The following is a 15,678-nucleotide window of genomic DNA, read 5'->3' as shown; positions in this document are numbered from 1 at the left end:
TTGAGGTTGCCACCCCATGTTGGATGGCACAATTTAAAAGTAAGGGTTCCACTTGGCTGATATCCTGCAACATCGTCTGCATGCGCTGGCGACCGATAAAAATAAAGATGCTGTAGTTGGGATAAAGCGAGGTATAGAACGCGAAACCCTGCGCATTAATCACGACGGTAGTCTGGCATTGACACCGCATCCTGCCAGCCTTGGTTCTGCATTAACGCATCCCTGGATCACCACTGACTTTTCCGAGTCGCTGCTTGAGTTTATCACGCCGGCCAGTGACAAGATCGAGACCACCCTGGCTCAGTTAGCAGATATCCATCGCTATACGGTGAAACAGCTGGGAGAGGAAGGTCTCTGGCCAGCCAGTATGCCGTGTTTTATCGATCAGGACACCACCATACCGTTAGCGCAATATGGCAGTTCTAACGTTGGCCGGATGAAGACCTTATACCGCAAAGGTCTGCATAACCGTTATGGCAGTATGATGCAGGCAATAAGCGGCGTGCATTATAACTTCTCATTACCACAAAGTTTTTGGTTGTTATACCAGCAACAGCTTGGTGATCAGAGTCCATTACAAGACTTTATTTCAGAACAATATCTGGCACTTATTCGCAATTACAAGCGCCATGCCTGGCTTATTGTTTATCTGTTTGGTGCGTCGCCTGCCATGTGTAAATCATTTCTGGCGGGGCGCAGTTCACGCTATCCGTTTCAACAGCTTGGTAAAGGTACACTGTATATGCCTTATGCTACCTCGTTGCGGATGAGTGACTTAGGTTATACCAACAGCGCCCAGTCAAGCCTGAGTATCACCTATAACAGCTTACCGGAATATATTGCGGGTTTGCACAATGCCGTTAGTCAGCCATCGGCTGAGTATCAGGATATTGGTGTTAAGAAAAATGATGAGTATCAGCAACTCAATGGCAATGTGTTGCAGATTGAAAACGAATTTTACTCAACTATCCGGCCAAAACGAACCACTGAATCGGGTGAGCGGCCGACCTGCGCTTTGGCCAAGCGTGGGGTTGAGTATATCGAAGTGAGGGCGTTAGACGTTAATCCCTTTAGCCCGATAGGTATAACTGCTGAGCAAATGCGGTTTCTGGATGTATTTTTACTTTATTGTTTATTACAGGACAGTCCGACACTGTCTGATGAGCAACAAATGGTGACAGAGCAGAATCTGCGTAGAGTGGTCACTGATGGCCGGCGTATTAATCTGGAGTTAATTCACGACGGTAATAACAGATTAATGCTGGATTGGGCCGAGCAAATATTTGCCGATATGATGCCAATAGCTAACTGGCTGGATGCCGCTTACCAGGGGACAGCATACCAGGCTGCCTTAAAACAGTATTACCTGTGCTTACTGGACCCGGCGCAAACCTTTTCAGGCAAATTGTTAAACCAACTACTATCTTCCCAACAGGATAATGGTCATTTTATGTTGGCGAAGGCCGGGCAATACCGGACAGCGCTACTTAAAGAAGATTATCAGTTTTACACTGCCGCAGATTTTTCCGCGGCGGCAATAGATTCAGTGCAGCAACAGCAGCAGATTGAAGCGGCTGATACCCTGAGTTTTGACCAGTATATTACCGAGTATTTTGCGGAGGTACCTGCCTGCAGTTAGCTGATCATGGCATCTGATAAAGCAATTTAAATGAAGAACTGTAAAAAAAACGGCTGCCAGGTGGCAGCCGCTAAAAGGAGAATCCAGGGAATAACAAAAACTTGGTTTGCATCCTTGCATCCTGTTAGAATCAGCTCGATGAATAAAGTTCAAATTAGCCATAAGTACTTTAAAACTGCAGTTGCAATAACATTAACCGTGGTGCTCGTCGGCTGTAGTACGTCTCCTCCACAGAACACCTCTGATATATGCGAAATTTTCCGGGAAAACCGTTCCTGGTATAAAGCAGCGGCAGCAGCCAGTGATAAGTGGGGAATGCCGATAGCGTTGCCGATGAGTATCATGTATCAGGAAAGCAGCTTTAAACATAACGCCAGGCCACCTATGCGCTGGTTCCTGGGGTTTATTCCCTATGGCCGCGCCAGCTCAGCTTATGGTTACTCGCAGGCAAAAACCGTTACCTGGGATGAGTATGTTAAAGAAGCTGATCGGTTCTGGGCCAGTCGTAATGATTTTGCGGATGCTATCGACTTTATGGGGTGGTATATCGATAAAACCCACCGGCTGAATAAAGTATCGAAGTGGGATGGCTATAATCAATACCTGAATTACCATGAGGGCTGGGGCGGTTACCGGCGTGGCAGTTATAAAAATAAAGCCTGGTTACTAACGGTAGCACGCCGGGTTGACGACCGGGCCAAGATATATAGCGCCCAGCTGAAACAATGTGAACAGGAATTACAGCGAGGCTGGTTATGGCGGCTGTTCTTCGGTTAATCATGCCGCCTGAAGTCAGGGTATGTTGTCAGTTGGATTATTAGCTTAATGGGCTGATTTTTTTGCAGCCGCTTTCTTCGGATTGACTAACAGCCGGACACTTTTAATCATATTGTCCTGCACATCAACAATTTCCATTGGATAACCCGCCAGTTTTACACAGAGTTGGCCCTGTGGAATTTCCTCAAGATACTCAAGAATTAAGCCATTTAGCGTTTTCGGACCATCGGTTGGAAATGCCATTTTCATTTCCCGGTTTAAATCCCGCAAGTTGATACTGCCATCAATTAAAAAGGTGCCATCGGGCTGGGCCAGGATATCCTCGTTGGTGTCTTCAGCAATGTCTGTAGTGAATTCGCCAACCACTTCTTCTAAGATATCAGCCAGGGTAACCAGACCCTGAATATCACCATATTCATCTACCACCAGGCCTATCCGGTCCTTGGCGCCCTGAAACTTCAATAATTGGGTGTTGAGGGGGGTACCTTCCGGGATGAAATATATTTCACTGGCAGCGCGTAACAGCGAAGCTTTAGTTAGTTGTTCTTTAATTAATAAACGCATCAGTTCGCGCGGGTGAACAAAGCCGATGGCATCGTCAATATTATCCCGATAAAGTAAAATACGACTGTACTGAAAATTAGCCAGCTGCCGTTCGATATCTTTCCATTCATCGTTAATATCGATGCCGACAATCTCATTGCGCGGGATCATAATATCTTCAACGGTCGCATTTTCCAAATCCAGCACGCCAACCAGCATATTCTGATGCTGCTCCGGGATCAGTGCACCGGCTTCATATACCACTGTGCGCAGTTCTTCCGCGCTTAAACTATTGCCCTGGTGCCTTTCCGGGCTGACACCGAGTAAGTTAAGCAGACCATTGGTGACTTTATTCAGTGCCCAGACAAATGGATAAAAAATCTTCAGTAAAACAGATAATACTGCTGATGTTGGCAGTGCTACTTTTTCCGGATGTAATGCGGCTAAGGTTTTTGGCGTGACTTCTGCGAAAATTAAGATAACCACAGTCAACACAATTGGCGCTATAGCGACGCCATAGTCGCCATACAGTCTGACGCCTATAATTGTCGCCACAGTTGAAGCGAAAATATTAACCAGATTATTGCCAATCAGGATAAGGCCTATTAAGCGGTCCGGACGTTTTAACAGCTGAGTAACCCGCAGCGCGGCCTTGTTTTTTGCATTGGTCAGGTGTTTAAGGCGGTACGGGTTAACAGACATCATGCCTGTTTCAGAACCTGAGAAGTAAGCGGAAAGCACAATTAGTACGCCTAAAATTATAAACAGCGTACTGGTCGATATGTCGTCCAAAAGCTAAATACCTTTATTACCAAACATCAGTTTGCATCTTAACAGCAGTTTAGCGCCGGGCGCCATTAAAAACCGTTAAATTCAGCCTAGCCGGTCAATTATCACTTCTTTAACAAAGCGGCTGCCAAAATAAGCCAGAGTTAGCAGGCTGGTGCCAATTATCGTTAGGGTAATAGCGGTCTTGCCGCGCCAGCCTTTGCGGGCGTGGCCCCAGCATAAGCTGACAAAAACCAGAAAAGCCAGAGTGCTTAGCACGGTCTTATGCAGATTGGCTTTGTCCAACCAGTTGTCAATAAATACCACCCCTATAGCCAAAGCAAGGCCCAGTAGCACAGTACCTGCCATTAACAGCCGAAACTGGATTGCTTCTGCCTGCATTAAAGGAGGTAAATACTGGCTTACCGGGATGAAATCTTTTTGCTTAAGCTTAGTGCTGATGTAACTGACCTGAAAGGAATATAAGGTTGCCATGGTAAGTACCACATAAGCCAGAAATGCCACGGTAATATGCACCAGCAGACTAATGTTTTGTTCAAAGTGTTGTAGCTGCAAGTCCTGAGGCACCAGCAAGGTGGCAATTTGCATTAACGCAGCAAAACCGTATACCACAGGTAGCAGTAGTATGGTGGGGGTGCGCAGCGCGGTCAGGGTGACGGCAACTGTTACCAACCAGCACACCAGGGAACTGACATTTATCAGGCTGAAGTTCTGACCGGCCGGGGTAAACAGGGTTTGGGTCAGGGCCAGCATATGTAATACCAGGCCAACCATACCGGCACTGAACATCAATTTAAAATGCGGACCTTTGGGATGAAACAACCGCATTAACACTGAGCCTGTCGCCAGTAAATAGGCAGCCAATGCGAATAAGGGAAGCAGTCCAGTCATCATTAACAATCCTGTAATTCAGTTAGTTGGCTATTGTATGGTAACTGTTTAGCAATGCCCAGTAGTTATACCGGGGAGTTACCACTTGCAACTTTAGCATGTGATAAGCGGCTGACGTAACTGGCTGGCTGCGTTATAATCGACGCAATAGTTGAATACGGGTAATAAAAATGTTTGAGAACCTGTCTGATCGGTTAAGTAAAACCTTAAAAAATATCAGTGGCCGCGGCCGGCTGACGGAAGACAATATTAAAGACACCTTGCGCGAAGTCAGGATGGCTTTATTAGAAGCAGACGTTGCGTTACCGGTGGTACGGGATTTTGTTGCCAACGTAAAAGAGCGCTCAGTAGGGTTGGAGGTTAGTAAAAGTCTGACCCCGGGCCAGGAGTTTCTTAAAATTGTCCGTAAAGCTTTGGAAGAAGCGATGGGCGAAGCCAACGAAGAGCTGGCGCTAAATACCCAACCGCCTGCGGTGGTACTGATGGCCGGTTTGCAGGGCGCCGGTAAAACGACCTCTGTCGCGAAACTGGCAAAATTTTTAAAAGAGCGCAAAAAGAAAAAAGTATTAGTGGTATCGGCGGATATTTACCGGCCTGCAGCCATTAAGCAGCTGGAAACGCTGGCTGCAGATGTTGGGGTAGAGTTTTTTCCCAGTGACTTAACTCAGCAGCCGGTCGCTATTGTTAATGCCGCTATTGCTCACGCCCGTACCCGGATGTTTGATGTGCTGCTGGTCGATACCGCCGGTCGTTTGCATGTTGACAGCGATATGATGAACGAGATCAAAGCGCTGCATGCCGCGGTTAAACCGATAGAAACGCTGTTTGTGGTCGATGCGATGACCGGTCAGGATGCGGCCAATACTGCGAAAGCCTTTAATGAAGCATTGCCACTAACCGGGGTTATCTTAACCAAGGCCGATGGTGATGCCCGTGGCGGTGCGGCGTTATCTATTCGTCATATCACCGGTAAGCCGATTAAATTTATTGGTACCGGCGAGAAAACCGATGCGTTAGAACCCTTTCACCCGGACCGGATTGCCTCGCGTATTTTAGGTATGGGCGATGTGCTTAGCTTAATCGAAGATCTGGAACAGAAAGTCGATAAAGATAAAGCGGCGAAAATGGCCCAGAAGATGATGAAAGGCAAAGGCTTTTCGTTGGAAGATTTTCGGGACCAGTTAGTGCAGATGCGCGGCATGGGCGGTATGATGTCGCTGATGGACAAGTTGCCTGGTATGAAAAACCTGCCGGCAGGTGCCGCCGGCCAGCTGGATGAGAAGCAGTTTGTCCGGATGGAAGCTATTATTAACTCGATGACTCCAAAAGAGCGCAATTACCCGGACCTTATTAAAGGTTCGCGTAAAAAGCGAATTGCCGCTGGCTCCGGCTGTCAGGTGCAGGATATCAACAAGTTGCTGAAACAATTTATGCAGATGCAGAAAATGATGAAGCAGATGTCTGGCAAAGGCGGCATGATGAAAATGATGCGTGGTCTGGGCGGCAAACTGCCACCGGGGATGTTACCCCCGCGCTAAACAGGCTAACGGACCCGCTGCAAAGCCTGAAATGGCTTGCATTTGCAGCAAAAATCCGTACAATGCAGCAGCCCTTCAGTCTGACTGGGGGCTTTATTATTTTTTAAAACCTGAACGATTATTTTTAGAGGACGGTATGGTAACTATTCGTTTACAACGTGGTGGCGCGAAAAAGCGTCCATTTTACCAAGTTGTGGTAGCGGACAGCCGTTTTGCTCGTGACGGCCGCTTTATTGAGCGCGTGGGTTTCTTTAACCCAATCGCTGGCGGTACTGAAGAGAAACTGCGTCTGGACCTGGAGCGTGTTGATCACTGGGTAGCACAAGGTGCTGCATTAAGTGACCGCGTTGCAAACCTGGTAAAAACCGCTAAGAAAGCAGCTGCTTAATTAGCAATTTGGTGTGGAGTGGTAACCTTGAGTGACAAAGACGACAAAGACTTAGTTGTCCTTGGTAAGTTTGGTGCCGTATACGGCATTAATGGCTGGCTTAAGGTAAATGCTTACACCGACATCCCGGAAGGGATATTTGACTACACACCCTGGCAGATTAAATTGCAGGGTAACTGGCTACCGGTGCAGGTTGCAAGCTGGAAGCGCCATAGTAATGGCCTGATAGCGAAACTGGACGGCATCAATGACCGTGACTTAGCCCAGCGTTATGTTAACGCTGAAATTGCGGTAACAGCGCAGGCGCTACCTTCATTAGAAGATGGCGATTACTACTGGAAAGATCTGATGGGTCTGGCCGTAGTAAACGAAGCGGGTTATCACTTAGGTGAAGTGTCGGACATGATGGAAACAGGCTCGAACGACGTTATCGTGGTGAAAGCCAACCGGACAGATGCATTTGGTAAGAAAGAGCGTTTGTTGCCGTTTTTAACCGATACAGTGGTAAAAAGCGTCAACCTGGCTGAAAAGCGGATTATTGTTGACTGGGACCCGGCGTTTTAATGCAGGAAAACACTAAACTCTGGCTTGGCGTAGTAACGTTATTTCCAGAGATGTTTGATGCAATAACGCAATACGGGGTAACCGGCCGGGCAGTAAAGCAGGGCATTATGCAGTTACAATGCTACAACCCGCGGGATTTTACCACGGATAAGCATCGTACCGTTGATGACCGGCCTTATGGCGGTGGCCCGGGCATGTTAATGATGGTTCAGCCTCTGACCGAAGCAATTCGGGCGGCAAAACAAGCCGCAGGAGGCAAGGTTCACACCATCTACTTATCGCCGCAGGGCCGTAAGTTAGATCAACAAGGTGTGGCTGAGCTGGCCGCGCACGATAAGCTACTATTAGTAGCTGGCCGTTACGAAGGCATTGATGAGCGCGTAATCGAAAGCGAAATTGACGAAGAATGGTCAGTGGGTGATTACGTGTTAAGTGGGGGCGAGTTGCCGGCGATGACACTGATTGATGCAGTATCTCGCTTAGTACCTGGTGTACTTGGGCACGACTTATCCGCAGCGCAGGATTCATTTTCTGACGGCTTGCTGGACTGTCCGCATTATACCCGGCCTGAGGTGTTAGCCAATAAACAGGTGCCGTCAGTTTTACTGAGCGGTAACCACGAAGAAATCAGACGCTGGCGTTTGAAACAGGCTCTTGGTAGAACCTGGTTAAGACGGCCAGATATATTAAAACCCCTGGCTCTGACTAAGGAGCAACGCAAATTACTGGCTGAGTTTCAACAGGAACACCAGGCGTTGCAGCAGCAAGATAGTTAATTCCAGGTAAAGTGAGATTGTTATGAGCAAAGTTAGCCAAAACATCATCAAACAACTTGAAGATGAACAATTAAAGCAAGACGTTCCAGCCTTCGCGCCGGGCGACACTGTTGTAGTTCAGGTTAAAGTTAAAGAAGGCGACAAAAGCCGTCTGCAGGCATACGAAGGCGTAGTTATTGCCAAGCGTAACCGTGGTCTGCATTCAGCCTTCACCGTCCGTAAAATTTCTAACGGCGAAGGTGTTGAGCGTGTATTCCAGACGCACAGCCCGTTAATTGACAGTATTACTGTTAAACGCCGTGGTGCGGTTCGCCGTGCTAAGCTTTACTATTTACGCGATCGTTCAGGTAAATCAGCGCGTATCCGCGAAAAGCTTAACTAAGCAACCCGTAAAGGCCGGCATATGCCGGCCTTTTTCTTATGACGTTAACTCAAGCTCCACTCACTAAGCCGGTATTACAGCTGTTAAAAAATCAGCTGGCCAGCCTGATCCACTCTGCAATGTCTGCGAACCGGGTTGACACCCTGACCGAGCAGTATTTAATGTCCCGCCTGGGACTAAAACTCAGTACTGACAGCGAACTCAGCCCCGATTTACAGCGTTTTCAACAGCATTTTGTGCTGTACCACTTATTGTACCGTTTACAAACGGAGTGGCTTGCCACTGGCGAAGGCTTTCTGAGTATTGGCCTGGCAAAGGTAAGCTTGCTTGATACCGGATCAGCGAATACCGCAATACTGGCCGCGGATACTGATAACCGCAGCCGGCGCGAGTACTACACCGACTGGCAAAACTTTTATGCCATGAGTGAGCAATTGTTGGATGACTATCTGCAGCAGTTCTGGCAGTTTTACAGCAAAGGCGAAAGGGACGAACCTCAACTTAGCCCGGCGCAGGCTGAGGAGCTATTGCAACTAACGCACGGTTTCAACCTGGCCCAGCTGAAAAAAGCATATCGCAGCCAGGCGTTGTTATATCATCCCGATCGTCATACCGATCGCACTAAGGGCAATGCTGCTAAATTTATTCGAATTCGTCAGGCCTATCAGTTGCTGCTACGACAATTTTAAAGTCGATGCCCACCTGTATCTAATTATTTACACTTTTAATTTGCTGAAAATAAGTCAGCTATTGCGTATTTATTGGTCTGCAATGGGTTGACGCTAATAGCTTAGATCTTTAGTATGCACAAATCGTATTTAATTAATTACGTGCTGTATTTATAAGTTTACATCAAAGCGTCAGACCAGTTATTACGTCGTTTTTATCTATGCTTAAACACCAGCACAACAGTATCCAGTGGAGTTAGCATGAGCCAGATCGTTGATGATTTAAGAATAGTGGCAACCAAGCCATTAAGCCCGCCGGCAGTAATGAAAAAAGCCCTGCCATTGTCCGAGCAGGGAGCGGATTTTGTCGCCCGGGCCCGGGCTGATATTGCCAATATAGTGCATGGTCGTGATAAAAGGCTGTTAGTCGTTACAGGGCCCTGCTCAATTCATGATCCGGTAGCGGCAATTGAATACGCCACTAAGTTAAAAGCCTTACAGCAACAATACATCGACAGTTTATACATTGTTATGCGGGTCTATTTTGAAAAGCCGCGTACCACAGTAGGCTGGAAAGGCTTCATCAATGACCCGCACCTGGACGATTCGTTTGATCTTGAGACTGGTTTAACCTGGGGGCGTGAGCTGTTGTTAAAAATGGTTGAAATGGAACTGCCGACTGCTACTGAGGCACTGGATCCGATCAGCCCACAGTATTTATCCGATTTGATTAGCTGGGCAGCAATAGGAGCCCGTACCGTTGAGTCACAAACCCACCGGGAAATGGCCAGTGGTCTGTCGATGCCGGTTGGCTTTAAAAATGGTACCGATGGTAATTTAAACGTGGCACTGAATGGCTTACAGTCGGCGGCCAGTGGCCATAGTTTTATCGGTATTAATCAACGTGGTGAAGTAAGCCTGGTGCAAACCGCCGGTAATCCGGATGGTCATATTATTTTGCGTGGTGGGGTTAAGCCTAATTATGATGCTGACAGTGTTAACGCTGCTTTGGCCGAGCTGGATAAACTGAATTTACCACACGGCATAGTAGTGGACTGCAGCCATGGTAACTCGAATAAAGATCATAATCGCCAGCCAGCAGTGGCCGAAGCGGTGTTATCACAGCGACTGGCCGGCACCGAAGCAATTATTGGCATTATGCTGGAAAGTCATTTATCTGGTGGTCGCCAAAATCTGACTAATGGCAAAGCCGAGCACTATGGTGTTTCGGTAACCGATGCCTGTATTGATTGGGATACGACAGCGCAGCTATTGGCCAGTTTGCACCAGCAAATGCAACGTTTGGTGGCAGCAGCCTAGCATGGGTAAATAACAGCATGGACAAACAACAACAGGCACAGCAAGAGTTAGCGCCGCTACGAGAGCAAATTGACAGCATTGACATTAAATTGGTGCAATTACTTGCTGAACGGGCCAAGGTAACGGCGCAAGTCGGCAGGGTAAAACAACAATTTGCCTTGCCGGTTTACGTGCCAGAGCGTGAGCAGCTGTTGTTGGCAGCCCGACGCGAGCAGGCACTGGCGCAGCAGGTTTCTCCGGAGCTGGTTGAAGATGTGCTGCGCCGGATAATGCGCGAGTCTTACGCGACTCAGGAAAGCCACTTCGTGTGCTGCCGGCCTGGCGGCGGCAAAGTTGTAGTAGTCGGTGGCGCCGGCGCGCTGGGCCAGCGCTTTGTCAGTTTATTTCAGCGCTCTGGTTATCAGGTGGTGGTGTTGGAGCAAGCCGACTGGCCAGAGGCCAGTGCGTTATGCGCTGATGCGGCTCTGGTGCTGGTTGCCGTGCCAATCACCTTAACTGAGCAAGTGATTAACCAGCTACCGGCTTTGCCAGCAGATTGCGTACTGGCCGATATTACCAGTATTAAGCAGCAGCCTCTGGCAGCGATGCTGGCTAAGCACCAAGGCCCGGTTGTTGGCTTACACCCGATGTTCGGCCCGGATATTACCAATCTGGTAAAACAGGTCGTGGTGGTATGTGATGGCCGGGCAGCTGAACAGTATCAGTGGCTATTACAGCAACTGCGGGTGTGGGGGGCTGAGTTAGCCAGCCAGAGTGCGTTTGAACACGATAAGGCGATGCAGCTTATTCAGGCGATGCGCCACTTTTCATCGCTGGTATACGGCAGCCATTTAGCGGACGAGCAGGCTGATTTAGCGCAGCTGCTACAGTTAAGTTCACCAATATACCGGTTGGAGCTGGCGATGGTAGGACGCTTATTTGCCCAGAATGCAGAGCTGTATGCCGATATTATGCTGTCTTCGGCTGATGTAACCGCATTGCTGGAGCGCTACCAGCAGCGCTTTAGTGAGCTGCTGCAATTGCTGAAAAACCAGGACAAAGCCGGTTTAATGGCTCAGTTTGCCAAAGGCCAGCAGTTTTTCGGCGAACTGGCCGGCCAGTTTCTGCAGGAAAGTAAGCAACTGCTGCAAAAGGCAGCCGATAGCCGCAGCTAGGTTGCTGATCTGAAATTGGGGTTTTACTCGGGCTGAGTTTGCCCTAACTCATAGTAATCATAAATCAGTTGCCAGGCGTGTTCCGGGGTGTCGGCATACTGAATCAACTCTAAGTCCTGCGGACTGATTAAGCCCTGTTCTGCCAGCATGTCGAAGTTAATCAGTTTTTGCCAGAACGCTTTGTCGTACAAAATAACCGGCACCCGTTCGGCTTTCTTAGTTTGAATCAGGGTTAAGGTTTCAAATAACTCATCCAGGGTGCCGAATCCACCAGGAAAAGCGACTAATGCTCTGGCTCGCTGCAAGAAATGCATTTTACGAATGGCAAAGTAGTGAAACTGAAAACAAAAATGCGGGGTAATGTACGGGTTAGGGTTCTGCTCTTTTGGTAACACGATGTTTAAACCGATACTCTCACCGCCGGCTGCCATGGCGCCGCGGTTTGCCGCTTCCATTACCCCAGGGCCGCCGCCACTGATAATCATTAAGGCACTATCCTGGTGTTTATTGCTGTGGTCAGTCACCAGCTGTGAAAAGTGCTGTGAAGCCAGATAGTATTCACTGTTTTTCTGGTCGCGTTTTGCCTGCTGCAGTGTCAGTTGCAAGGCCTTATCGTCTGGCTGCTTAGCCAGGGTCTGTTCGGCCAGCTCCAGGTTTTTATTAGCCTGCTCAGGTGCCAGAAAGCGGGCACTGCCAAACACGACAATAGTCGCTTTAACCCCATGTTGCTCTAAAACCAGCTGTGGTTTCAGGTATTCCAGCTGCAGCCGGACATGGCGCAAATCGTCCTGCATTAAAAAGGTATCGTCAGCAAAAGCCAGTTTATAAGAGTCATGGTCTTGCAGTTTGGCAATGGCTTGCTGTGACTCTTCCGCTGACGTGAAATGGCGTTTATATAGGCTATGCGCGTCGGACATAACGGCTCCTGCAAAGTGGTGTTTACCACAAACTAACAATATGTTTGATATAGACTAATCTTTTAGCAGGCAAGATGCGATATAAAACAGCAACACAGTAAAGGGATGCCAATATGTCTGTAGCCAATTTAACTTTTTTGGGCGCTGCCGGTCAGGTGACCGGTTCCTGCTATCTTATCGAACATAATCAACAGCGTATTTTGCTGGACTGCGGCATGACGCAGGGCGCTGATCAGGTAAGGGAGTGGCATAAATTCCGGTTTGCTTTTAAACCTAAAGATATTGATCTGGTTATTTTATCTCATGCCCATATTGATCACAGCGGCTTGCTGCCACTACTGGTTGCCAAAGGCTTTAAAGGCAAAATAATTTGTACACCTGGCACAGCAGAGCTATTGCCGGTATTACTGAAAGACTCGGTCGGCCTGTATTTAAAAGATTTGGAATGGCAGAACAAAAAAGCAGCGCGTGGTGGCAAAAAGCAGCATGACCCGGTAATGACAGTGGCTGATGCCGAGCGGGTAAGTGAACTGGTGCAACCGCTGACTTATCGCAAGCGACTGGTGCCTCTGCCCGGGTTGGAGCTTGAATTTGCTGATGCCGGACATATTCTGGGTTCGGCTATTGTCCAACTGTGGATAAAGGGGCCTCAGGCAATGCGTAAGCTGGTGTTTTCGGGTGATCTAGGCAATCCTGCCACGGTGTTAATGCATGACCCAACAGAGATTGGTCAGGCAGATATTGTATTGCTGGAAAGTACCTACGGTAACCGCGACCACCAAACCATAGACAATACAGTGGAGGAGTTTGCAACTGCGCTGGAGCAGGCTTACCACGATGGTGGCAATGTATTTATTCCCGCTTTTGCGTTAGGTCGCTCGCAGGAAGTACTGTACTACCTGGCACTGTTGCATCATCAGGGACGTTTAAAGCAGCAGGCAATCTTTTTAGATAGCCCGATGGCCATCAGCATTACTAATATTTATAACGATTACCTGCATGCGCTTGATCAGGCCGACTTAGACAAATTAGGTGCCGGGCGCAGCCTGCAACAATTACTGCCGATGTTAAAACTGACACCGAAAGTTGAAGACTCTATGGCAATTAACCGGGTAACTCATGGTGCCATTATTATCGCAGGCAGTGGTATGTGTAACGGTGGCCGGATAGTGCATCACTTTAAACATAATCTGTGGAAAAATACCAATCACCTTATATTTGTTGGCTTTCAGGCTCGTGGCACCCTGGGCCGACGACTGGTTGACGGTGAAAAGCGGGTTAAAATGTTTGGCCAGGATATCGTGGTGAAAGCTCAGGTGCATACCATTGGCGGCTTCTCAGCCCATGCCGGTCAGAGTGAGTTGCTGGCCTGGGCTGAAGCCATCGGTGGCCAGCCCCAATTTTACCTGGTGCATGGTGAGCCGGAAGCGCAGCAGGTGTTGCAGGAAAAATTGCAGCAGCTGGGCATCAATGCCCTGATCCCTGCCAAAGGTGACAGTATTAAGTTGTAACCGGATATGTTTTAGCATTGGCAAATGGTTGTCAGCGGGTACAATGCGGGACTGAATTGAAAAAAGGACTGTCATGAAACGGATAACGATAGCTGCCTTACTGCTTAGTCTTGGACTGAGCGCCGAGCCTGTAGAACTGCAACATGAAGTTGCAGCATTGTGGCAGCAAGATGACTTTGCCGCTGCTAAAGTGCTGTTGGTGGATAAAGTTAATCGCCAAACCAAAGATGCCTGGTTGCTGGCAGCGCTCGGGCGCAGCGAACTGGAGCTGGGGCAAGCTTCTGAGGCAGAGGAATTGCTGGCCAGAGCGATAAAAATTGAAGCCGACAACGCCCGCTATCAGTTCTGGTTTGGCCGGGCGAGTTGCGACAGTGCTCAGCAAGCCAGTATGTTCAGTGCCCTGGGGTATGCTAAGCGCTGCCGCAAAGCTTTTGAACAAGCTGTATCTCTTGCTCCGGCAGAGACCGGCTACCTGAAAGCATTGGGTAAATATTATGCCCAGGCCCCCGGTATTGCCGGCGGTGATAAGGAGCAGGCACTGGCAATCGCCGCAAGATTAGAACAACAAGATCCATTGCAGGGTCAGCTGTTGCAGCTGGAAGTATTATTCAGTGCAGAAGATACGGCTGCCGCAGAACAATTAATAAATAACAGTGAGTTGTTGCAAAGCCGGCCTGAGCCGTACTTTATGCGCGGTATTCAACTGGCACAAAGTCGTGATTACCCGGCCGCGATGGCTGAATTCAGCAAAGCCAGCCAGCAAGCTGTTGCTGATGATGATGGCAAGCGCAACCGCTTACTGGCGTTGTATCAGCTTGGCCGGGCCAGTGTGATGGCGAAAGCAGAGTATCAGCAGGGTATCGATGCATTGACCGAGTTTTTAGCAGATGGCAGCCTGCAGGACTTTAACGAATGGGCGCAGTTCCGGTTAAGCCAGTTGTATCTGGCGCAGGATCAGCGGCACCAGGCTGAAGCGATTTTAATACCACTGCTGGACACAACCCGGGATGACAACCTGAAGTCTGAAATTAAAAAAATCCTCTGAACTAACAGGGCTATGCTGATGGAGCCTAACTAATGGTCGCAAAGCTTGGCGGTATTCACCATGTGGCAATAATTTGCAGTGATTATCCGCGCAGTAAGGCTTTTTACAATAAATTACTGGGTATCCAGATAATTGCTGAAAACTACCGGTCGGAGCGTGAATCGTGGAAGCTCGATTTACAACTTGCCGATGGTAGCAAGCTGGAACTATTCAGTTTTCCCAATCCGCCGGTCAGGCCCAGCCAGCCAGAGGCGCAGGGATTGCGTCATCTGGCATTTAAAGTAGCAAACCTGGCAGACTACGTTGCTTATTTAACAGCAAATGGCGTTAAGGTAGAGCCGGTGCGCATTGACGAATATACCGGTAAAGCCTTTACCTTTTTTCAGGACCCGGATGGCCTGCCTTTAGAGTTATATCAGCAGTAGCACAGGAGACGACATGGCATTACAACTTATTCCACTTATTAAAGTGTTAGGGCCTTATCTGACAACTATTGCCACTACAGCTATCCCAGCTTTTACCGCTAAACCTGCAGCAGCAAAAGCCGATCCGGTGCAGGCTCAGCAAATCAGTGAATTGCAGCAGGCTGTAACTAAAAACGCTCAGTCACTGCACACCCTTGCTGAGCAGTTGCAAAAGGTAATAGCACTGGCTGAGCAGGCCTCCAAAGAGGCCGAGCGCCAGATCACTACTTATAAGTTGTTAGTTATCGGCAGTGCATTGATTTCAGTTGTCGCCATTGTTATTGCCGCTTACAGTCTGCTGAGCTGAGCTGA

Annotated in this window: 17 protein-coding genes; 14 read left to right on the top strand and 3 right to left on the bottom strand. The window is 48.5% G+C overall.

What is annotated here, in order from left to right; all coding sequences use genetic code 11:
* Positions 1-52 precede the first annotated feature (52 nt).
* Positions 53-1,639, top strand: a complete 1,587-nt coding sequence (gene gshA / locus CRO03_RS04415) for a glutamate--cysteine ligase (RefSeq protein ID WP_097110310.1) — start codon at positions 53-55, stop codon at positions 1,637-1,639.
* 138 nt (positions 1,640-1,777) lie between these two features.
* Entirely contained in the window at positions 1,778-2,416 is a 639-nt protein-coding gene (locus tag CRO03_RS04410) for a transglycosylase SLT domain-containing protein (protein ID WP_097110309.1), read from the top strand.
* 45 nt (positions 2,417-2,461) lie between these two features.
* On the opposite strand, the gene CRO03_RS04405 is transcribed toward CRO03_RS04410, so the two are convergent.
* Together CRO03_RS04405 and CRO03_RS04400 are read right to left on the bottom strand one after the other, a co-directional pair.
* Positions 2,462-3,751: an HlyC/CorC family transporter gene (locus tag CRO03_RS04405; RefSeq protein WP_097110308.1), complete on the bottom strand. Its 1,290-nt coding sequence runs from the start codon at positions 3,749-3,751 to the stop codon at positions 2,462-2,464.
* Between the two features lie 81 nt (positions 3,752-3,832).
* On the bottom strand, positions 3,833-4,642 hold the full coding sequence (locus CRO03_RS04400; protein ID WP_170948934.1) for a cytochrome C assembly family protein: 810 nt from the start codon (positions 4,640-4,642) through the stop codon (positions 3,833-3,835).
* Between the two features lie 167 nt (positions 4,643-4,809).
* On the opposite strand from CRO03_RS04400, the gene ffh reads away from it, so the two are divergent.
* The 8 genes from ffh to tyrA all read left to right on the top strand — a co-directional run bounded on the left by ffh (position 4,810) and on the right by tyrA (position 11,429).
* Positions 4,810-6,177, top strand: a complete 1,368-nt coding sequence (gene ffh, locus CRO03_RS04395; RefSeq protein ID WP_097110307.1) for a signal recognition particle protein — start codon at positions 4,810-4,812, stop codon at positions 6,175-6,177.
* Between the two features lie 136 nt (positions 6,178-6,313).
* A complete protein-coding gene (gene rpsP, locus CRO03_RS04390) occupies positions 6,314-6,565 on the top strand; it encodes a 30S ribosomal protein S16 (protein ID WP_026349270.1) in 252 nt (83 codons plus the stop codon).
* 27 nt (positions 6,566-6,592) lie between these two features.
* Positions 6,593-7,129 (top strand): ribosome maturation factor RimM, encoded by a 537-nt coding sequence (gene rimM, locus CRO03_RS04385; protein ID WP_097110438.1) that lies wholly within the window; start codon positions 6,593-6,595, stop codon positions 7,127-7,129.
* Positions 7,129-7,905: a tRNA (guanosine(37)-N1)-methyltransferase TrmD gene (gene trmD / locus CRO03_RS04380; RefSeq protein ID WP_097110306.1), complete on the top strand. Its 777-nt coding sequence runs from the start codon at positions 7,129-7,131 to the stop codon at positions 7,903-7,905. The genes rimM and trmD overlap by 1 nt, the downstream gene beginning before the upstream one ends.
* 22 nt (positions 7,906-7,927) lie before the next feature.
* Positions 7,928-8,287, top strand: coding sequence for a 50S ribosomal protein L19 (gene rplS / locus CRO03_RS04375; protein WP_097110305.1), 360 nt, complete (start codon positions 7,928-7,930; stop codon positions 8,285-8,287).
* 38 nt (positions 8,288-8,325) lie between these two features.
* Entirely contained in the window at positions 8,326-8,976 is a 651-nt protein-coding gene (locus CRO03_RS04370; protein ID WP_097110304.1) for a DNA-J related domain-containing protein, read from the top strand.
* A 240-nt stretch (positions 8,977-9,216) separates the two neighbouring features.
* A complete protein-coding gene (locus CRO03_RS04365) occupies positions 9,217-10,275 on the top strand; it encodes a 3-deoxy-7-phosphoheptulonate synthase (protein WP_097110303.1) in 1,059 nt (352 codons plus the stop codon).
* Between the two features lie 17 nt (positions 10,276-10,292).
* The gene (gene tyrA, locus CRO03_RS04360) at positions 10,293-11,429 is read left to right on the top strand and encodes a bifunctional chorismate mutase/prephenate dehydrogenase (protein WP_097110302.1); all 1,137 of its coding nucleotides are present in this window, start codon (positions 10,293-10,295) and stop codon (positions 11,427-11,429) included.
* Positions 11,430-11,452: 23 nt separating this feature from the next.
* Here tyrA and CRO03_RS04355 read toward each other — a convergent pair whose 3' ends face one another.
* Positions 11,453-12,346 carry an LOG family protein gene (locus CRO03_RS04355; protein ID WP_097110301.1) on the bottom strand — a complete coding sequence of 298 codons (894 nt, stop codon included), beginning with the start codon at positions 12,344-12,346 and terminating at the stop codon, positions 11,453-11,455.
* 113 nt (positions 12,347-12,459) lie between these two features.
* On the opposite strand from CRO03_RS04355, the gene CRO03_RS04350 reads away from it, so the two are divergent.
* The 4 genes from CRO03_RS04350 (at position 12,460) to CRO03_RS04335 (ending at position 15,673) form a co-directional block, all read left to right on the top strand.
* Positions 12,460-13,857, top strand: coding sequence for an MBL fold metallo-hydrolase RNA specificity domain-containing protein (locus CRO03_RS04350; RefSeq protein ID WP_097110300.1), 1,398 nt, complete (start codon positions 12,460-12,462; stop codon positions 13,855-13,857).
* 73 nt (positions 13,858-13,930) lie between these two features.
* Positions 13,931-14,902: a tetratricopeptide repeat protein gene (locus tag CRO03_RS04345; RefSeq protein ID WP_097110299.1), complete on the top strand. Its 972-nt coding sequence runs from the start codon at positions 13,931-13,933 to the stop codon at positions 14,900-14,902.
* 32 nt (positions 14,903-14,934) lie between these two features.
* Positions 14,935-15,327, top strand: a complete 393-nt coding sequence (gloA2, locus tag CRO03_RS04340) for an SMU1112c/YaeR family gloxylase I-like metalloprotein (protein ID WP_097110298.1) — start codon at positions 14,935-14,937, stop codon at positions 15,325-15,327.
* 13 nt (positions 15,328-15,340) lie between these two features.
* Positions 15,341-15,673: a hypothetical protein gene (locus CRO03_RS04335; protein ID WP_097110297.1), complete on the top strand. Its 333-nt coding sequence runs from the start codon at positions 15,341-15,343 to the stop codon at positions 15,671-15,673.
* Positions 15,674-15,678 lie beyond the last annotated feature (5 nt).

The sequence above is a fragment of the Arsukibacterium tuosuense genome (assembly GCF_900215315.1).
In the GTDB taxonomy this organism is placed as follows: domain Bacteria; phylum Pseudomonadota; class Gammaproteobacteria; order Enterobacterales; family Alteromonadaceae; genus Alishewanella; species Alishewanella tuosuense.
Note: the sequence above shows the minus strand (reverse complement) of the source record. Positions and strands in the feature narration are given on the sequence as shown.